Origin of the sequence: Bacillus sp. EB600 (assembly GCF_024494385.1) — a bacterium.
Classification (GTDB): Bacteria; Bacillota; Bacilli; order Bacillales; family Cytobacillaceae; genus JAEVLT01.
In genome coordinates this window covers 47,881-66,994 of record NZ_JAEVLT010000008.1, presented here as the reverse complement: position 1 = coordinate 66,994, position 19,114 = coordinate 47,881, and the positions used below count along the sequence as shown (strand labels likewise).

The window sequence follows — 19,114 nt, the reverse complement described above, 5'->3', positions numbered from 1 at the left end:
TAAATATGCCTTTAAATCAGTCCCGTGAGGCTGAGAAGGAAACGGTTTTGAATAGAGAAAATAATGTCTCTATTTACTTAAAACATGTGTACCTCTCACCGAACGGAATGGTGAGAGGTTTTTTTTTGAAAAGGAGCAGGTGTACATATGACGGAAAAAGCACTTGTACTTGACGAGCAGGCGATTCGCAGAGCATTGACGCGAATTTCTCATCAAATTATTGAGAAAAATAAAGGGATTGAAGAATGCGTTCTTGTTGGGATCCGCACGCGTGGGATCTATTTAGCCAGACGTCTTGCCGAAAGGATAGAAGAGATTGAAGGCCGTCCTGTTACAGTGGGGGAGCTGGATATTACTCTTTATCGGGATGATTTAACCAAGAAGACGGTAGATCAGGAACCTTTAGTAAAAGGATCCGATATACCAATAGACATAACAGATAAAATCATTGTCCTTGTTGACGATGTTTTGTATACAGGCAGAACGGTCAGAGCCGGGATGGATGCACTCATGGACCTTGGACGGCCTTCATCGATACAGCTTGCTGTGTTAGTCGACCGCGGGCATCGCGAACTGCCAATCCGAGCGGATTATGTTGGAAAAAACATACCGACATCAAGCTCAGAAAAAATTGTTGTCGAGTTAGTTGAACTAGATAAAATAGATCAAGTAAGCATACATGACAAATAAAAGCGGAAGCGTCCGTTTAGCGAAGTTCACTAGTCGCTGGGCGCTGGCCAACTAAAAGCATCGCCGTCCTGGCGGCAACGTTGGCACTAGCACTTCCTGTGCGTCGAAACAAACTATAATAAATAGCCCTTTTTAATGGCAGTCCTGTGAGGCTGACAAAGGGGATGTGCCTTAAGCTACAGCATTTTGGCTGATTCTACCTCTTTGTATATCATCGGACAAAGGGGTTTTTTGATGAAAAAAGGTTAATCTAAAATAAAAAAGCGGAAGGCCCGCTTAGCGAAGTACACTAGCCGCTGGGTGCTGGCCGGCTAAAAGCGCTGCCTTCCGGGCAGCAACATAGCACGTCCTGTGCGTCGAAGCTGGCTTAATAAAAACAGCTTTTGGGAACATTTTAGGAGGAGAAAGCAATGACTACTAAACCTACACTTGATGTTAAAGATATTCCAAAACCCGGGCAATGGGTGACATTAAGCATTCAGCACTTATTCGCCATGTTTGGCGCAACCATTCTTGTACCATATCTCGTCGGACTTAGTCCAGCCATCGCCCTTATATCAAGCGGACTGGGAACTTTAGCTTTTCTTTTGCTGACAAAATGGAAAGTTCCTGCTTATCTTGGATCATCATTTGCCTACATCGCCCCAATTATTGCTTTAAAAGCACAGGGTGGACCGGGAAAGGCGATGATCGGAACCTTTATTGTTGGAATCGTCTATTTCATTGTCTCATTGATTATTAAAAAGGCTGGGTACGAATGGTTAATGAAATTGCTTCCCCCAATCGTAGTTGGGCCAGTTATAATTGTTATCGGTTTGGCCTTATCAGGAACAGCAGTCGGGATGGCAATGAATAATCCTGCCGGAAAATATAGTCTGCTTTACTTCTCAGCAGCACTTATTACACTAATCGCAACCATTATTTTTTCGGTGTGTTTTAAAGGGATGCTCAGTATTATCCCTATTCTAGCTGGTATAATAGTCGGCTATATATACTCGGTGCTCATCGGAATTGTTGATTTTAAACCTGTAATGGAAGCACAATGGTTTGAAATGCCAGAATTTCTCTTTCCTTTCGTCAATTATAACGTCAAGTTTTCTTGGGATATTATCCTCTTAATTGTACCTGTTGCGGTTGTAACTCTGTCAGAGCACATCGGTCACCAACTTGTATTAAGCAAGGTAATTGGCCGTAACTATATTAAAGATCCGGGCTTACATCGGTCGATATTAGGTGATGGAACAGCCACAATCATTTCGGCCTTAATCGGAGGCCCGCCCAAAACTACCTATGGAGAAAATATCGGTGTATTAGCAATCACACGTGTCTATAGCGTATATGTTATCGCCGGGGCAGCAGTTGCTGCGATTATCTTCGGATTTATTGGAAAAATAACTGCATTAATCCATTCCATTCCTACACCTGTTATGGGAGGAGTATCCATCCTCTTATTTGGAATAATCGCTTCGTCGGGTCTAAGGATGCTTGTTGACAGTAAGATTGATTTTGGAAACAACCGCAATCTTGCTATTTCTTCGGTGATCTTAGTCATTGGGATCGGCGGTGCTTTCATTAAAGTATCAGACTCGTTCCAAATTCAGGGAATGGCTCTAGCAGCAATTGTTGGGATTATCTTAAATCTTGTCTTGCCTGGAAAAGCAACCGCTTCTGACAATATGTTTGAAGCAGACACGAAAGTAGAAACGGATAAAAAATTAGCATAAATCTAACCTTTTAAATAGGTCCATGAGAGACAGATAAGGGTGCAATATCAATAGGAAAATTGTGGGCGGAGTATGTTAAAAATAACACCTAAACACAAGAACTAAAGCACCCAGATCCTTTGATTTTGGGTGCTTTTAAAAAAACATATGGAGGGATTAAGGATGAAGCATTTACTAACAACAACGGAATTGGAAGTTAAAGAGGTGTTAGAAATTCTTTCAGAAGCCCAAGCCTTTGCCAATGGAATGGAATGGCGACCAAACCGCCAGATGTTTGCTGCTAACCTTTTCTTTGAATCAAGTACAAGAACGAAAAGCAGCTTTGAAATGGCGGAGAGAAAGCTTGGCCTTAATGTGATTCCATTTGAAGTGAAAACCTCTAGTGTACAAAAGGGGGAAACTCTTTACGATACAGTTAAAGCCTTGGAGTCTATCGGAGTGAATACGGTGGTGATCCGCCACGAGCAAGACCGCTATTTTGAGGAATTGACAGGTAAAATTGGCATTCCCATCGTTAATGCAGGGGATGGTTGTGGCCATCACCCTACGCAATCACTGCTTGATCTCTTAACGATCAATCAGGAATTTGGCAGGTTTGCTGGATTAAAGGTAGCTATCATCGGAGATATCCGTCATAGCCGGGTTGCCCGTTCGGATGCGAACGTGTTAACAAGGCTTGGAGCCGAGGTTGTCTTTTCTGGTCCAGAGCAATGGTTTGACAAAGAAATAATTGGAAATTGCCAATACGAATCTGTAGATAAGGCTATTGTCAGCTCTGATGTTGTTATGCTCCTAAGAATTCAGCATGAACGCCATCACGAAAAGGAAAACCTGTCACTCAGTGATTACCATCAGCAATTTGGGTTAACAGTAGAAAGGGAAAAACGGATGAAATCAGGAAGTATTATCATGCATCCGGCGCCCGTTAATCGTGATGTTGAAATTGCTGACAGTCTCGTTGAATGCGAACGGTCAAGAATCTTCAAGCAGATGCAAAACGGCGTTTTTGTCAGAATGGCGGCTTTAAAAAGATCGCTGGAAAGCATACAACAAGGGGGCATAAAGAATGAATGTACTTATTCAAAATACGCGTTACATAGCTAAAAGCGGCCAGGTGCAGCAAGGGGATATTTTTATCGAAGATGGCGTCATCAAGCAAATTGGTACAATGCTTACCCAAAAAGCAGAACGAACAATTGATGGAAAGGACTTGTTCGTATCTCCAGGGTTTATTGATCTCCATATCCACCTTCGTGAACCAGGTGGTGAAAAAAAAGAAACAATCGCAACTGGAACGATGGCAGCTGCACATGGGGGCTTTACAACAGTGGCTGCAATGCCTAATACAAGACCTGTTCCAGATTCAAAACAACAAATGGAGTGGCTGCAGGCAAGAATTAAGGAAACTGCCAACGTCCGTGTGTTACCATATGGTTCAATAACAGTAAGGGAGTTAGGGCAGGAATTAACTGATTTTACTGCATTAAAAGAGGCCGGGGCATTCGCATTATCGGATGATGGTGTAGGTGTTCAATCGGCTGGAATGATGCTTGAAGCCATGAAAAAAGCAGCTGAATCAGGGATGGCCATTGTAGCCCATTGTGAGGAAAATTCACTCATTAACAAAGGATCGGTTCATGAAGGGACCTTTTCAAGAGAACATGACTTAAATGGAATCCCATCTGTCTGTGAATCCGTGCAAATTGCCAGAGATGTCCTGCTGGCAGAAGCAGCGGGCTGCCATTATCATGTTTGTCATATCAGCACAAAGGAATCTGTCCGGGTGGTAAGGGATGCAAAGCGGGCGGGAATTAATGTCACCTGCGAAGTAACTCCACACCATTTGTTATTAAGCGAAGATGATATTCCCGGTCTGGATGGGAATTATAAAATGAATCCGCCGCTACGTGCGGCGGACGACCGGGCTGCCCTGATTGAAGGACTAATGGATGGCACAATTGATTTTATCGCAACGGATCATGCCCCGCACACAGCAGAAGAAAAAAGTGAGGGTATGCAATTAGCACCATTCGGAATTGTTGGCTTAGAGACCGCGTTTCCACTTCTGTATACGAACTTTGTGTTAGAAAATAAAATGGAGCTTGAGCAATTAATTTCCTATTTAACTAAAAAGCCGGCCGACGCATTTGGCTTACCATTCGGAAACATCAAAATAGATGCACCAGCAGACCTTGTACTTTTAGATTTAAATGAGGAACAAGTCATTGATTCAAAGGAATTTTTATCAAAAGGGAAAAATACACCGTTTAACGGCTGGAAATGCAAAGGCTGGCCGGTTATGACAATTGCAGAAGGAAAAGTTGTTTGGGAAAAAGGATGTGTTATAGTATGAAAAAACAGTTAATTTTAGCAGACGGTACCATTTTTATCGGGGAAGGTTTTGGCAGTGAAACAGATACAGTTGGAGAAGTCGTTTTTAATACAGGGATGACAGGTTATCAGGAAATTCTTTCTGACCCATCTTATTGCGGTCAAATTGTTACGTTAACCTATCCGCTTATAGGAAATTACGGAATTAACCGGGATGACTTTGAATCGATCACCCCTGCTGTCCGCGGTTTTATCGTAAAGGAAGCAGCTGAGTTCCCGTCAAACTGGCGGAGTGATTTTACACTGGATGAATATTTCCGAATGAAAAAAATTTCCGGCATCGCTGGAATTGATACACGGAAATTAACAAGAATTATCCGCCAGCACGGGACGTTAGCAGGAGTCATTTGCAGCATTGAAGCAGATGCCCAAAAAGTACTGGAAGATTTAAGAAAAGCCACCTTTCCAACAGATCACGTTTACCAAGTTTCAACGAAAAATCCATACCCGAGCCCAGGCCGCGGCAAGAGAGTTGTGCTTGTTGACTTTGGGATGAAGCATGGGATCCTAAGGGAATTAAACCAACGTGACTGTGATGTAATTGTTGTACCATACAATACAACAGCAGAAGAAATCCTGCTTCTTCGTCCAGACGGGATTATGTTATCAAATGGCCCTGGAGATCCAAAGGATGTACCTGAAGCAGTTGAAGTGATCAAAGGGGTTTTAGGGAAAATACCGTTTTTTGGAATATGTCTTGGCCATCAATTATTTGCACTTGCCTGTGGGGGAGATACGAAAAAAATGAAATTTGGCCATCGCGGTTCAAACCATCCGGTTAAGGATTTAGCGACAGGTAAAATATCGATCACTTCGCAAAACCATGGATTTACGGTTGATATGGACTCAATTCAAAATACAAGGCTTGAAGTTTCCCATATTGCGTTAAATGATGGAACAATCGAAGGTTTGAAACATAAGGATTATCCTGCATTTACCGTTCAGTATCATCCAGAAGCATCGCCAGGACCTGAAGATGCAAACTATTTGTTTGACCAGTTTATTCAAATGATGGAAACAGAGAAACAGGAGGTTGTTGCAGCATGCCAAAACGTACAGATATAAAATCCATTCTCGTTATCGGATCGGGACCAATTGTAATCGGGCAGGCTGCCGAATTTGACTATGCAGGCACGCAAGCATGTATCGCATTAAGAGAAGAAGGCTATCGAGTCATTCTTATAAACTCCAATCCGGCTACGATCATGACCGATACAGAAATGGCAGATACGGTTTATATTGAACCATTAACGCTTGAATTTGTTAGCAGGATTATTCGCAAGGAGCGTCCAGATGCATTGCTGGGGACTCTTGGTGGACAGACAGGCCTTAATCTTACAGTTGAATTAGCTAAGTCAGGGGTACTTGAAGAGTGTGGCGTTGAGATTCTTGGTACAAAGCTTTCTGCGATTGAGAAAGCGGAGGATCGTGAATTATTCCGTACTTTAATGAATGAACTAAATGAACCAGTTCCAGATAGTGAAATTATACATGAACTAGCTGAAGCAAAAAGCTTTGTTGAAAAAATAGGCTTTCCAGTCATTGTCCGTCCAGCCTATACACTTGGCGGCACAGGCGGGGGAATTTGTCACAATCAAGAAGAACTAGCGGAAATTGTGACAAGCGGCTTGAAACATAGTCCTGTAAATCAATGTTTATTGGAAAAAAGTATTGCCGGATATAAAGAAATTGAATATGAAGTAATGCGCGATTCCAATGACAATGCAATTGTTGTCTGTAACATGGAAAACATTGATCCAGTTGGCGTTCATACCGGCGATTCAATTGTTGTCGCTCCAAGTCAAACGCTCAGCGACCGCGAATACCAGTTGTTAAGGAATGTCTCACTTAAAATTATTCGCGCCCTTGGAATCGAAGGCGGCTGTAACGTTCAACTCGCTCTTGACCCTTATAGCTTTAAGTACTTTATCATTGAAGTAAATCCTAGGGTCAGCCGCTCATCTGCTCTTGCCTCAAAAGCAACCGGCTATCCAATCGCCAAGCTGGCAGCTAAAATTGCAGTTGGGTTGACCTTAGATGAAATGCTGAACCCAGTGACAGGTAAAACATACGCAAGCTTTGAACCGGCCCTTGACTATATTGTTACGAAAATTCCACGATGGCCTTTTGACAAATTTGAATTGGGGAACCGCTCACTCGGAACGCAAATGAAAGCAACCGGAGAAGTTATGGCTATCGGCCGTACCTTTGAAGAATCTCTCTTAAAAGCAATTCGCTCCCTCGAAGCGGGTGTCTACCATTTCGAATTAAACGGGGCTGCTGAAATAGATGATGAACTATTGGAAAAACGAATCCGTAAGGCTGGCGATGAACGCTTATTTTACATTGCAGAAGCGCTAAAACGCGGAGTAACGATAGATACCATTCACCAATGGAGCAAGATTGATTTATTCTTCCTAAAGAAAATGGAAGGCATTAGTAAGCTCGAAACAACACTGTCAGCGAATCGATTTAACAACGATATTCTCAAGGAAGCAAAGCAAAGAGGGTTTTCAGATAAAAAAATAGCAGTGCTATGGGATTCAACTGAGCAGGCAATTTACGATTATCGAAAAGAGAATGGAATTATCCCTGTTTATAAAATGGTTGATACGTGTGCCTCAGAGTTTGAATCGGAAACACCATATTATTATGGAACATACGAAGAAGAGAATGAATCGATTGTGACTGATAGAGAAAGTGTAATCGTATTGGGCTCAGGTCCAATCCGGATTGGTCAGGGAATCGAATTTGATTATGCAACCGTGCATTCTGTAAAAGCAATTAAAGAAGCAGGCTATGAAGCGATTATTATTAACAGCAATCCTGAAACGGTTTCAACCGACTTCAGTATTTCAGATAAGCTTTACTTTGAACCGTTGACAATTGAAGATGTGCTGCATATTATCGATCTTGAAAAGCCACTTGGAGTAGTCGTCCAATTTGGCGGACAGACAGCGATCAATCTCGCATCTAAGCTTCAGGCAAATGGGGTGAAGATTTTAGGCACAGGCCTAGAGGATTTAGATCGGGCTGAGGATCGGGATAAATTTGAGCAGGCCCTCAAAAAGCTGGACATTCCAATGCCGCTCGGCAAAACAGCACTTTCTGTCAAAGAAGCGCTCGTAATAGGCAAAGAAATTGGCTATCCGGTGCTTGTTCGTCCATCTTATGTACTAGGCGGACGGGCGATGGAAATTGTTTATCGTGAGGAAGAATTGCTTCATTATATGGAAAATGCAGTGAAAGTAAATCCAGAGCACCCAGTTCTGATCGACCGTTATCTAACTGGAAAAGAAATTGAAGTAGATGCAATTTGTGATGGGACAGATGTCCTGATTCCAGGAATTATGGAGCATATTGAACGGGCTGGTGTTCACTCTGGTGACTCGATTGCCGTCTATCCGTCACAAACACTGTCTGCAGAGGTTAAACAAACGCTGGTTGATTACACCCAGAGAATGGCTAAAGGATTAAATATTATTGGTCTGCTCAACATTCAATATGTACTCTCAGACGGTCAGGTTTATGTCCTTGAGGTTAACCCTCGTTCCAGCCGGACAGTACCATTTTTAAGTAAAATAACTAGTGTTCCAATGGCGAAAATCGCCACTAAGGTGATTTTAGGAGTTTCCTTAAAAGCCCAAGGCTATCAATCTGGACTTCACCCTGAAAAAGCAGGCGTGTTCGTTAAGGTTCCAGTCTTCTCATTTGCAAAGCTTAGAAGCGTCGATATTACGCTCGGACCTGAAATGAAGTCAACCGGTGAAGTAATGGGTAAGGATATCACACTTGAAAAGGCACTATATAAAGGTTTAGTCGCCTCAGGCATCAACATCCAAAAATTTGGCACAGTGCTATTTACAATTGCAGACAAGGATAAACAAGAGGCCTTAGGCTTAGCGAAAAGATTTGTAGCGAATGGCTATCGACTTATGGCTACAAATGGAACAGCTGCTTTCTTAAAAAATGCCGGTCTGCCAGTTGGGGTTGTCGGAAAAATCGGGGCAGAAGGCCCAACCTTAATTGACGTCATTCATCAAGGTAAGGTCCAGTTTATTATCAATACACTGACGAAAGGAAAACAGCCTGAGAGGGATGGCTTTGGGATTCGCCGTGAAGCAGTTGAAAATGGAATCCCATGCTTAACTTCTTTAGATACTGCAGATGCGATTTTAAAGGTAATTGAGTCGATGAACTTTTCAGCAGAAGCAATGACTTCAGAGGAAAAGGTGGCTGTGTTAGCATGAAACGGAAAGAATTGTGCAAAGTGATCAGCCAAAAAGAAATTGCAAGGGATATTTATGAGCTTACGGTAAAAGGGGAATTAACCCTTGATATCGAAGCGCCTGGACAGTTTCTCCATCTCAAGGTAGCAAACAGTCATGACCCATTGCTAAGAAGACCGATCAGCATTTCATCTTTTAATAAAAACACTCAAGAAATCACCATGATTTATCGCAAGGACGGCCGTGGAACGTCCTTGCTTTCTGAAAAGGAAGCTGGCATGGAGGTTGACATACTTGGGCCATTAGGAAATGGATTTCCTGTGGGGGAAGCCAAGTTTGGTGAAACAGCTTTACTTGTCGGCGGTGGCATCGGCGTACCGCCACTGTATGAACTGTCGAATCAGTTAAAGGCAAACGGAGTAAAAGTTGTCCATGTTCTTGGTTTTCAAACAGACTCAGTTGTCTTTTACGAACAGGAGTTTTCCGGAAACGGTGAAACCTACATTGCCACCGTTGATGGAACAAATGGCACTAAGGGCTTTGTAACCGACGTAATTGATGGTCAGGGGCTAGAGTTTGATGTGTTGTATTCTTGTGGACCGCTGCCAATGCTAAAAGCGCTTGAAGCAAAGTTCCCAGATAAGAAAGTATTTTTATCATTAGAAGAGCGAATGGGCTGCGGGATCGGAGCCTGCTTTGCATGCGTGTGCAAGACCCAGGCGGACCCAACGGGTGCTTCCTATAGAAAAGTGTGCAGTGACGGTCCGGTATTTCGGGCAGGGGAGGTAGTACTGTGAGTCGATTGAATGTGGAATTACCTGGATTAAGCTTAAAAAATCCGATTATGCCAGCATCAGGCTGTTTCGGATTTGGCAAAGAATACAGCCAATTTTACGATTTAAGCGTCTTAGGATCAATTATGATTAAGGCGACAACAGTAGAGCCAAGATTTGGAAACCAAACTCCCCGCGTTGCGGAAACCTCTGCAGGAATGCTTAATGCAATTGGATTGCAGAATCCTGGGCTCGAGAAAGTGATGTCCGATGAGCTGCCACGGCTTGCGCACTATGACGTCCCGATTATTGCCAATGTTGCAGGCACAACTGAAGATGATTATATCGAGGTTGCCAGAGAAATTTCAAAGGTACCAAATGTTCATGCGCTTGAGTTAAATATTTCCTGTCCGAATGTAAAAAAAGGCGGAATAACGTTTGGAACGGTTCCTGAGATCGCCAAACAGTTAACCTATAAAGTAAAACAAGTCTCTGAGGTTCCTGTATATGTGAAGTTGTCACCCAATGTAACAGATATTGTCGAAATGGCAAGAGCAGTTGAAGCAGGCGGTGCCGATGGTCTGACAATGATTAACACGCTTGTTGGAATGAGGCTTAATTTGAAAACCGGCAGGCCTATTTTAGCAAATAAGACAGGCGGACTGTCAGGTCCAGCAATTAAACCAGTAGCTATCCGGATGATTTATGAAGTCAGCCAAGCTGTCAATGTGCCAATCATCGGGATGGGCGGAATTGAATCCGCTGAAGATGTCGTTGAATTCTTTTATGCCGGAGCAAGTGCGGTAGCAGTGGGAACGGCCAATTTTGTTGATCCGTTTGTCTGTCCAACGATCATCGAGGACTTGCCAGAACTCCTTGAAAAGCTAGGTTATGAACATATTTCAGAGTGTCGGGGAAGGAGCTGGAAGTAATGGATAAAGAGTTGATTATTGCGCTTGATTTTGCAAATGGACGTGAAGTTGCTGACTTTTTAAAGCCGTTTGGAAATCAACAGCTGTTCTTGAAAGTAGGCATGGAATTGTTTTATCAGGAAGGGCCCTCGATTGTCAATTCATTAAAAGAAGCGAATCATCGTATCTTTTTAGATTTAAAGCTTCATGATATTCCCAATACCGTGAAAAGTGCAATGAGAGGATTAGCAGGCTTAGAATGCGATCTTGTCAACGTTCACGCTGCAGGCGGTTCAGAAATGATGGAGGCCGCAATTGAGGGACTTGAGGCTGGAACAAGCGCAGGTCGAAAGCGTCCGGCGTGCATAGCGGTTACGCAGCTAACCAGCACTTCTGAGGAACAAATGAACAACGAGCAGCTGATTCCTGTTGCTCTAAAAGAATCCGTTCTTCATTATGCATCCCTTGCCATGAGTTCTGGATTGGATGGAGTTGTTTGTTCAGCACTTGAGGCAGTATCTATTCGTAAACGGTTGGGAGGATCCTTCTATACGGTAACCCCTGGAATTCGGATGGAAACAGATCAGGTTCAAGATCAAAAACGGGTGGCTACACCGGAATTTGCCAGGAATGCAGGGGTAACAGCAATTGTTGTCGGACGTTCCATCACGAGAGCAGCGGACCCGTTAAAAGCTTATCAACAATGGATCGAAGCATGGAAAGGGGATAAACAATGAAACATTTAATTGCAGAAAAACTTTTAGAAATTAATGCGGTTGCTTTAAAACCAAATGATCCTTTCACATGGACATCAGGAATGCGTTCCCCGATTTATTGTGATAATCGCCTCACGTTATCCTATCCTGCTGTGCGAAGAGAAATTGCTGCGGGTTTGAAAAAGCTCATTCTTGAGCATTTTCCTGAAGCAGAAGTAATTGCCGGAACAGCCACAGCGGGAATACCTCATGCTGCATGGGTAAGTGAATTAATGGATTTACCGATGTGTTATGTACGTTCAAAGGCAAAAGAACACGGCAAAGGCAACCAGATTGAGGGGAAAGCGGAAAAAGGCCAAGGAGTAGTCGTTGTTGAAGATTTAATCTCGACTGGGGGCAGCGTAATTACTGCCGTGCAAGCTTTACGGGAAGCTGGATGCGAGGTACTTGGTGCAGTATCGATTTTTACATACGGACTCGAGAAAGGAAAAGACTTGCTTCAGCAGGCCGGAATCAAAACTGAATCACTTACTAATTTTGCAACGCTTGTCGAAGCAGCAATTAATAAGGGCTATATTAGCAGGGATGATCAGGAAAGTCTGCTCGCTTGGAGCAAAGATCCGTCTGAATGGAGCAAAGCTCACGGGGAAGTCCAAAAGGCATAATAAATTGGGGGAAGACTCTTTCTAAAGTTATAGAAAGAGTTTTTGCCTTCGTCATAGACAAAAGGAGTCTATTCATTCCACTTCAGGGGAAAAACAAACCAGAGTGGATCGAATCGTTTTTTTGCTGAGGTAAAATTTAAAAAGGCTTGGATCACTCCATATCTGATCCAAGCTTTTTTATTTCATAAACTCTTTTTTAGCTTGAGCACGGTTTCTTCATCAGGCGTCACATAAATCGTTTGCTGGTTTTCATAGATGACAAACCCTGGCTTGGCACCATTAGGTTTTTTCACATAACGTACCTTTGTATAATCAACGGGAACAGAGCTCGAATCGCGTGCTTTGCTGAAATAGGCAGCAAGAATCGCAGCCTCGCGAATCGTCTGGTCTGCAGGTTCTTTACTGCGGATAACGACGTGCGATCCAGGTATATCCTTAGTATGCAGCCAAATTTCGTCTCGAGCCGCCAGCTTATTGGTTAAATAATCATTTTGTTTATTGTTTTTGCCGACAATGATTTCAGTACCATCGCCTGCTAGATAATGATCAAGCACTGGTTTTGCATTGTGCGCTTTTTTCGCGTTTCGTTTTTGTCGTTCATGAATATATCCTCCTTCAACTAGCTCTTCGCGAATTTCGGCGATATCCTTTGGTGAAGCGCTCTGAACCTGTTGCAGCAAGGTATCAAAGTAATCTGCTTCAGCACGGGCTTTGTCAATTTGCTCAATCACAACCGTAAGAGCATGTTTGGCTTTTTGATATTTTGAAAAATATTTTTGCGCATTTTCAGACGGAGACTTACGCGGGTCCAGTGGAATCACGACCGTTGCGCCATTTTCATCATAATAATTAATGACTTCGATTTCTTTCATTCCTTTTTTAGCTGCATATAGATTAGCTGTTAACAGTTCCCCATAGCGTTGAAGCTGATCAGCCTGCTCTGCTTCCTTTAATGTATCTTCCAGTTTAATAATTTTCTTTTCATTTTTTTCTTTTTCATTGACAATGAACCGTGCTAAATCATGAGAAAACTGTTTTACCCGGTCGCGCTCCGCCTTGCCAAAATAATAGCGGTCAAGCATTTCACTTAAGCTGCTAAACGTTTTCGATTCGCCCCTTAAATGTTCAAGCGGGAATAAATAAAACGCTTCTTTATTCTCCGTTTCGGTAATGGAAGGCGAAATAGCTTGGTGGTTAATTTTATCGATTAAGCTGGTGAATGTTTTTGGTACGGTTGTTCGATTGGCAAGGCCGCTTTTAAAAACTGCTTCTTTTGCGAATAGCGGTGATACCCCTGCAAAGTGATCGACCAGCTGCTTATCAAGCCTGCCACTATTAAAGTCCAATCCCTTTAAAACATCCTCCTCGGTCGCCGAAAACGGGTTTTGTTTATGCTGTTCAGGCGGGGCCACATAAGGCTGACCTGGTAAAATTGCTCTAACGGTGTTAACAGCAAAAGAAACATGCTTAACACTATCTAAAATAAGCTGCCGATTTTTATCAACTAAAATAATATTGCTGTGCCTTCCCATTATTTCAACAATCAGCTGCTTTTGGCTGATGTCGCCAATTTCATTGCGTCCGCGAACTTCTAAGATGATAATACGGTCGGCCTCAACCTGATAGATATCTTCTAAAATATAGCCTTCCAGATGCTTTCGTAACAGCATGCAAAACATCGGCGGCTCACTTGGATTTTCATAGGCTTCATTTGTCAACTGCACCCTTGCGTAGCTTGGGTGTGCTGATAAAAGCAGCTTATGATTTACTCCACCAGAACGAATCGTTAAAATGACTTCATTTTTATAGGGCTGATGGACTTTAGTAATCCTTCCCCCCTTTAACAAGCTTTCAAGCTCAGTAACCATTGACTTTGTAAATAACCCATCAAATGACATTGAAAAACATCCTCTTCTAAGTTCTATTGAACACTTCAACTACTTATACAATAATAGCATTTTTTGGGACGAGGCTGAATAAGCTTTCTTGAGAGATACACTCTGGATGATTTTTTTAAGGGGATGTGGTTAAGGAAATGAAATTCCATGAACAGGATATTTACGAAGTGGAAAAAGCATTGGATGTTGACTTTTCGTCCGGATTATCGATGGAACAGGCAAGAAAACGGATCAGCCAGCAAGGCTATAATGAACTGGAAGAAGGGGAAAAGCAATCTGCTTTGCTCTTATTTTTTAGTCAATTTAAAGATTTTATGGTTCTTGTTCTGCTTGCAGCGACATTAATATCAGGTTTGCTTGGCGAATACATTGATGCGATTGCGATTATTGCAATCGTAATTACAAATGGTTTCCTTGGTTTTTTTCAGGAAAGAAAAGCGGAAAGATCTCTCCAGGCACTGAAAGAATTATCCGCCCCTCAAGTAAATGTTTTAAGAGAAGGGAAATGGATTAGAGTTCCTTCAAAAGAAATTACCGTTGGTGACATATTACGGTTTTCAAGCGGCGACCGAATCGGCGCTGACGTTAGAATTATTGAATCAAAAAGTCTGGAAATTGAAGAATCCGCCTTAACGGGGGAATCAGTACCTGTTGCTAAGCACAATGAACCTCTCCATGCTGATAATCCCGGAATTGGTGATATGGAAAATATCGCCTTCATGGGGACGATGGTGACGAGAGGAAGCGGTACCGGAGTGGTCATAGCGACAGGGATGAAAACAGCAATGGGACAAATTGCTAATTTATTACAGAATGCTGATACCACTTCAACCCCTTTGCAGCATCGGCTGGAACAACTAGGAAAAATCTTAATTGTTGCCGCATTATTTTTAACAGTGCTGGTAGTTGTGATTGGTGTCATCCAAGGAAATGATTTATATACAATGTTTTTAGCCGGGGTATCTCTAGCCGTTGCTGCAATACCAGAGGGACTGCCAGCGATAGTGACCGTTGCCTTGTCGCTAGGCGTTCAAAAAATGATTAAGAAAAATGCAATCGTCAGGAAACTTCCAGCCGTTGAAACACTAGGCTGTGCTTCGGTAATCTGTTCAGATAAGACAGGAACATTGACACAAAACAAAATGACAGTCACCCATCTTTGGAGCGGTGGGAGAACATGGACGGTTGACGGTGTTGGCTATGAACCAACTGGTCAATTTTATTTGAACGAAGTACCGATTCACATTAAAGAAGAGAATGCATTAAAGCAAATGCTTCTGTTTGGAATGCTCTGCAATCATTCTACTATTATTAGGAAAGAGGACGAGATATCACTTGATGGGGATCCTACTGAAGGTGCCTTGCTCGTTAGTGCCATGAAAGCAGGCTTTAATCGTGAGAACCTTTTGGGTGAGTTTACAATTATAAATGAATTTCCATTTGATTCGGCAAGGAAAATGATGAGTATACACGTTAGAGATAAACAAGGCCGCGATTTTATTGTGACAAAAGGAGCACCGGATGTTTTGCTAGGTGTTAGTGAGTCTATCCTTTGGGATGGTAGATTACAGCATTTTGGAATTGAACTTCAAAGGAACGTACAGGAGGCCATTAACAGTCTAGCTTCTAAAGCATTAAGAACGATTGCGATAGCATTTAAATCAATTCCAGCAAATACGTTAATTTTAAACGAGAACGAAGCTGAAAAAAATTTAACCTTTATCGGAGTTCAAGGAATGATTGACCCGCCAAGACCTGAAGTAAAACAAGCCGTTAAGGAATGCAAAGCAGCAGGCATTAAAACAGTAATGATAACCGGTGACCATGTGATAACGGCGAAAGCAATTGCCTCCCAGTTGGGGATTTTTACAAATAAAAGTAAGGTCTTAGATGGAAAGGCATTAGACAAAATGTCAGTAGAACAGCTTGAAGAAGAAGTAGATTATGTTTCCGTGTTTGCAAGGGTGTCCCCGGAACATAAACTTAAAATTGTCAAAGCCTTACAAAACCGCGGTCACGTTGTTGCGATGACAGGTGACGGGGTTAACGATGCACCGGCCATTAAAGCCGCCGATATCGGGGTGGCGATGGGAATTACCGGTACAGATGTTGCCAAGGAAGCTTCTGCCCTAGTTTTACTAGATGATAATTTTGCCACCATAAAAGCAGCTATTAAAGAGGGAAGAAATATTTATGAAAATATCCGAAAATTTATTCGTTATTTGCTTGCATCCAATGTTGGCGAAATATTAGTGATGTTGTTTGCAATGATCATCGGTTTGCCGTTACCACTCGTGCCAATCCAAATACTATGGGTTAATTTAGTAACAGATGGACTTCCAGCAATGGCGCTTGGAATTGATCTTCCAGAAGAAAATGTTATGCAACGAAAACCGCGAAGCCCGAAGGAAGGAGTGTTTGCAAGAGGCCTTGGCTGGAAAGTGGTATCACGAGGGTTTCTAATTGGTCTTGTGACGCTGCTCTCGTTTATTATTGTCTACAAAAATGACCCAGCCCGCCTTCCCTATGCTCAGACCGTTGCGTTTGCAACACTCGTTATGGCCCAATTAATTCACGTGTTTGATTGCCGTAGTGAAAGATCAGTTTTATCAAGAAATCCATTTGGAAATATGTTTTTGGTCTGGTCGGTTATTTCATCCCTTGCATTGGTCCTTGTCGTGATTTATTATCCACCGCTCCAGCCGATTTTCCACACCTTACCTATTATCGGAAAGGATTGGCTATTAATTGTAGGTTTATCCTCCATTCCAACTTTTTTACTAGCCGGTTCATTTTTGGCAAGAAAAACAAAATAAACTATGATATAATCCAAAAGGTAGTAGAATTGTTCTATTACCTTTTTTACTTTTGTCTTCATATAGATTGGATGTGCAGAAGATGGTTATCAGTATGACAGGCTTTGGAAGGAGCAGAGCAGAATCAGGAGCATTTTCAATAACTGTTGAAATGAAATCGGTCAATCATCGCTTTTGTGAGTTTAATATCCGAATGCCCCGTCAGCTCTTAAAAATAGAAGAAAAAATCAAAAAAAAATTAAATCAACATATACGTCGTGGACGAGTGGAAGTATATGTAACCCTGGAAGGTGAAGGGACTGTTTCTCGTAAGGTGCACGTTGACTGGAAGCTTATTGAGGAATATCATCAGTTCATTTCTGAAGCGAAAAAAAAGTACAAAATTGACGGAGTAATCACCTTAGAAGACTTACTAAAACGTGAAGAGTTTGTACATATAGAAGAGAGTGAAGTCGGCAACGAGGAACTTGAAAATTTAGTTTTGACAGCAATTGAAGACGCAGGATTGTTGCTGAAAAAAATGCGTGTTGCCGAGGGAGAAGAATTAAAGAAGGATATAACTACTAATCTGCATCAAATCGAAAGGGTTGTTCATGAACTTCAGGGCGATGCTCCCTTAGTGATAAAAGCCTATCAAGAACGATTGACAAAAAGAATGCAAGAGTTTTTGAACGGGCAGTTTGATGAATCAAGAATTTTGACAGAGGTGGCCGTCTTCGCTGATAAGGCAGATATCAATGAAGAACTAACTCGGCTGATGAGTCATATTCAGCAATTTTTCCAGACGATTGAAGATAGTGAACCAATTGGCCGCAAGCTTGATTTCCTTGTCCAGGAGATGAATCGGGAGGCTAATACAATCGGTTCTAAGGCAAATGACTCGAATATTGCAAAAAAAGTAGTGAATATGAAAAGTTTACTTGAGAAATTGAAAGAACAGATTCAAAATATAGAGTAGGATTGATTAGAACCTGTTTGACACGGCAAAAATATATTATTGATGAATGGGGAAACATCATGTCGATTAAATTGATAAATATTGGATATGGAAATATCGTTTCTGCTAATCGGATTATTTCCATTGTCAGCCCTGAATCCGCTCCGATAAAGAGAATCATCCAGGATGCCCGCGATCAGGGATCATTGATTGATGCTACATATGGGAGAAGGACACGTGCTGTGATCATTATGGACAGCGACCATGTTATTCTCTCAGCAGTACAACCAGAAACAGTAGCAAATAGGCTAACGGGCCGTGATGAAAATATTGATGAAGGGTAGGGATTAATGAAGATGCAGGAAAAAGGATTGTTGATTGTTCTTTCCGGACCTTCTGGTGTAGGAAAAGGAACAGTTCGAAAACAAATATTTTCCCAGCCCAATACTGCTTTTGAATATTCGATATCTATGACAACGAGATCCCCTCGCGAAGGTGAAGTAAATGGCGTCGACTATTTCTTCAAATCTAGAGAGGAGTTTGAAGCACTGATTGCTGAAGACAAGCTATTGGAATATGCTGAGTTTGTAGGGAATTATTATGGTACCCCTGTCGATTATGTAAGACAGACACTTGATTCTGGTAAAGATGTTTTCTTAGAAATTGAAGTGAAGGGTGCCCGTCAGGTACGCGAAAAATTTCCAGACGGCTTGTTCATCTTTTTAATGCCGCCGAGTCTTTCAGAGCTTAAAAATCGAATTGTCACAAGGGGCACAGAAACAGAGGATTTAATTCATAATCGGATGCTTTCAGCTCGTGAAGAGATCGAGATGATGAGCTTATATGATTATGTTGTTGAAAATGACTATGTAAAGCATGCCTGCGAAAAGGTAAATGCGATTATTATCGCGGAGCACTGCCGCCGGGAACGCGTAGAATACCGTTATAAAAAATTATTGGAGGACTGAATAAAATGCTATATCCGTCTATCGACCGATTGCTAGAAAGAATTGATTCAAAATATTCGCTTGTTTCTGTTGCCGCGAAACGGGCACGTATCATGCAGCAAGCACATGATGAAAGATTACCTAAGTATGTGTCCCATAAATGTGTAGGAAAAGCGTTAGAGGAAATTTACGCTGGTGAGCTAACCTATCGAATTGCTAAAAGACCAGATTCAGAAGCTGAATAATTTTTTAGGGATCAACGCAGACTCGCCAATAGGCGAGTTTTCTTTGTAGTATCTTCTTTGAACTTTGATGACTAGCTCCAGCGCCCAGCGACTAGTGTACTTCGCCCACCTCCCTATGATAAGTCAAGCACGAATGCGCTAACGCTCTCAGTCGGTGTGCACCAACGCTTCG

General features: G+C 42.2%; 16 protein-coding genes. 15 read left to right on the top strand and 1 reads right to left on the bottom strand.

Annotated features, from left to right (window positions below; all coding sequences use genetic code 11):
* Positions 1 to 147 precede the first annotated feature (147 nt).
* The 10 genes from pyrR (at position 148) to pyrE (ending at position 12,099) form a co-directional block, all read left to right on the top strand.
* Positions 148 to 690 (top strand): bifunctional pyr operon transcriptional regulator/uracil phosphoribosyltransferase PyrR, encoded by a 543-nt coding sequence (gene pyrR / locus JN080_RS10815; RefSeq protein ID WP_256236003.1) that lies wholly within the window; start codon positions 148 to 150, stop codon positions 688 to 690.
* 410 nt (positions 691 to 1,100) lie between these two features.
* Complete coding sequence (locus JN080_RS10810; RefSeq protein WP_256236002.1) at positions 1,101 to 2,414, top strand: solute carrier family 23 protein; 1,314 nt, start codon at positions 1,101 to 1,103, stop codon at positions 2,412 to 2,414.
* A 162-nt stretch (positions 2,415 to 2,576) separates the two neighbouring features.
* Positions 2,577 to 3,518, top strand: a complete 942-nt coding sequence (locus tag JN080_RS10805; RefSeq protein ID WP_256236001.1) for an aspartate carbamoyltransferase catalytic subunit — start codon at positions 2,577 to 2,579, stop codon at positions 3,516 to 3,518.
* Positions 3,481 to 4,767: a dihydroorotase gene (locus JN080_RS10800; protein WP_256236000.1), complete on the top strand. Its 1,287-nt coding sequence runs from the start codon at positions 3,481 to 3,483 to the stop codon at positions 4,765 to 4,767. Before JN080_RS10805 ends, JN080_RS10800 begins: the two co-directional genes overlap by 38 nt.
* Entirely contained in the window at positions 4,764 to 5,870 is a 1,107-nt protein-coding gene (locus JN080_RS10795) for a carbamoyl phosphate synthase small subunit (RefSeq protein ID WP_256235999.1), read from the top strand. Before JN080_RS10800 ends, JN080_RS10795 begins: the two co-directional genes overlap by 4 nt.
* Entirely contained in the window at positions 5,849 to 9,055 is a 3,207-nt protein-coding gene (gene carB, locus JN080_RS10790) for a carbamoyl-phosphate synthase large subunit (RefSeq protein ID WP_256235998.1), read from the top strand. The genes JN080_RS10795 and carB overlap by 22 nt, the downstream gene beginning before the upstream one ends.
* A complete protein-coding gene (locus tag JN080_RS10785; protein WP_256235997.1) occupies positions 9,052 to 9,831 on the top strand; it encodes a dihydroorotate dehydrogenase electron transfer subunit in 780 nt (259 codons plus the stop codon). Before carB ends, JN080_RS10785 begins: the two co-directional genes overlap by 4 nt.
* Positions 9,828 to 10,739: a dihydroorotate dehydrogenase gene (locus JN080_RS10780; protein ID WP_256235996.1), complete on the top strand. Its 912-nt coding sequence runs from the start codon at positions 9,828 to 9,830 to the stop codon at positions 10,737 to 10,739. The genes JN080_RS10785 and JN080_RS10780 overlap by 4 nt, the downstream gene beginning before the upstream one ends.
* Complete coding sequence (gene pyrF, locus JN080_RS10775; protein WP_256235995.1) at positions 10,739 to 11,455, top strand: orotidine-5'-phosphate decarboxylase; 717 nt, start codon at positions 10,739 to 10,741, stop codon at positions 11,453 to 11,455. Before JN080_RS10780 ends, pyrF begins: the two co-directional genes overlap by 1 nt.
* Positions 11,452 to 12,099 (top strand): orotate phosphoribosyltransferase, encoded by a 648-nt coding sequence (gene pyrE, locus JN080_RS10770; RefSeq protein WP_256235993.1) that lies wholly within the window; start codon positions 11,452 to 11,454, stop codon positions 12,097 to 12,099. Before pyrF ends, pyrE begins: the two co-directional genes overlap by 4 nt.
* Positions 12,100 to 12,281: 182 nt before the next feature.
* Here pyrE and JN080_RS10765 read toward each other — a convergent pair whose 3' ends face one another.
* Entirely contained in the window at positions 12,282 to 13,997 is a 1,716-nt protein-coding gene (locus JN080_RS10765) for an Rqc2 family fibronectin-binding protein (RefSeq protein ID WP_256235992.1), read from the bottom strand.
* Positions 13,998 to 14,134: 137 nt separating this feature from the next.
* Here JN080_RS10765 and JN080_RS10760 point away from each other — a divergent pair, with 137 nt between their 5' ends.
* From JN080_RS10760 to rpoZ, 5 genes are all read left to right on the top strand, one after another.
* Positions 14,135 to 16,813, top strand: a complete 2,679-nt coding sequence (locus JN080_RS10760; RefSeq protein ID WP_256235991.1) for a cation-translocating P-type ATPase — start codon at positions 14,135 to 14,137, stop codon at positions 16,811 to 16,813.
* A gap of 82 nt (positions 16,814 to 16,895) precedes the next feature.
* Positions 16,896 to 17,771, top strand: coding sequence for a YicC/YloC family endoribonuclease (locus tag JN080_RS10755; RefSeq protein WP_256235990.1), 876 nt, complete (start codon positions 16,896 to 16,898; stop codon positions 17,769 to 17,771).
* A gap of 59 nt (positions 17,772 to 17,830) precedes the next feature.
* The gene (gene remA, locus JN080_RS10750) at positions 17,831 to 18,094 is read left to right on the top strand and encodes an extracellular matrix/biofilm regulator RemA (protein ID WP_256235989.1); all 264 of its coding nucleotides are present in this window, start codon (positions 17,831 to 17,833) and stop codon (positions 18,092 to 18,094) included.
* A gap of 12 nt (positions 18,095 to 18,106) precedes the next feature.
* Entirely contained in the window at positions 18,107 to 18,718 is a 612-nt protein-coding gene (gmk, locus tag JN080_RS10745; protein ID WP_256236152.1) for a guanylate kinase, read from the top strand.
* Positions 18,719 to 18,723: 5 nt separating this feature from the next.
* Complete coding sequence (rpoZ, locus tag JN080_RS10740) at positions 18,724 to 18,942, top strand: DNA-directed RNA polymerase subunit omega (RefSeq protein ID WP_256235988.1); 219 nt, start codon at positions 18,724 to 18,726, stop codon at positions 18,940 to 18,942.
* Positions 18,943 to 19,114 lie beyond the last annotated feature (172 nt).

Bases quoted from the DNA above. Each gene is read 5' to 3' on its own strand.
- pyrR (WP_256236003.1), top strand. From the start codon at position 148: ATGACGGAAAAAGCACTTGTACTTGACGAGCAGGCGATTCGCAGAGCA.
- JN080_RS10810 (WP_256236002.1), top strand. From the start codon at position 1,101: ATGACTACTAAACCTACACTTGATGTTAAAGATATTCCAAAACCCGGG.
- JN080_RS10805 (WP_256236001.1), top strand. From the start codon at position 2,577: ATGAAGCATTTACTAACAACAACGGAATTGGAAGTTAAAGAGGTGTTA.
- JN080_RS10800 (WP_256236000.1), top strand. From the start codon at position 3,481: ATGAATGTACTTATTCAAAATACGCGTTACATAGCTAAAAGCGGCCAG.
- JN080_RS10795 (WP_256235999.1), top strand. From the start codon at position 4,764: ATGAAAAAACAGTTAATTTTAGCAGACGGTACCATTTTTATCGGGGAA.
- carB (WP_256235998.1), top strand. From the start codon at position 5,849: ATGCCAAAACGTACAGATATAAAATCCATTCTCGTTATCGGATCGGGA.
- JN080_RS10785 (WP_256235997.1), top strand. From the start codon at position 9,052: ATGAAACGGAAAGAATTGTGCAAAGTGATCAGCCAAAAAGAAATTGCA.
- pyrF (WP_256235995.1), top strand. From the start codon at position 10,739: ATGGATAAAGAGTTGATTATTGCGCTTGATTTTGCAAATGGACGTGAA.
- pyrE (WP_256235993.1), top strand. From the start codon at position 11,452: ATGAAACATTTAATTGCAGAAAAACTTTTAGAAATTAATGCGGTTGCT.
- JN080_RS10765 (WP_256235992.1), bottom strand. From the start codon at position 13,997: ATGTCATTTGATGGGTTATTTACAAAGTCAATGGTTACTGAGCTTGAA.
- JN080_RS10760 (WP_256235991.1), top strand. From the start codon at position 14,135: ATGAAATTCCATGAACAGGATATTTACGAAGTGGAAAAAGCATTGGAT.
- JN080_RS10755 (WP_256235990.1), top strand. From the start codon at position 16,896: ATGGTTATCAGTATGACAGGCTTTGGAAGGAGCAGAGCAGAATCAGGA.
- remA (WP_256235989.1), top strand. From the start codon at position 17,831: ATGTCGATTAAATTGATAAATATTGGATATGGAAATATCGTTTCTGCT.
- gmk (WP_256236152.1), top strand. From the start codon at position 18,107: ATGCAGGAAAAAGGATTGTTGATTGTTCTTTCCGGACCTTCTGGTGTA.
- rpoZ (WP_256235988.1), top strand. From the start codon at position 18,724: ATGCTATATCCGTCTATCGACCGATTGCTAGAAAGAATTGATTCAAAA.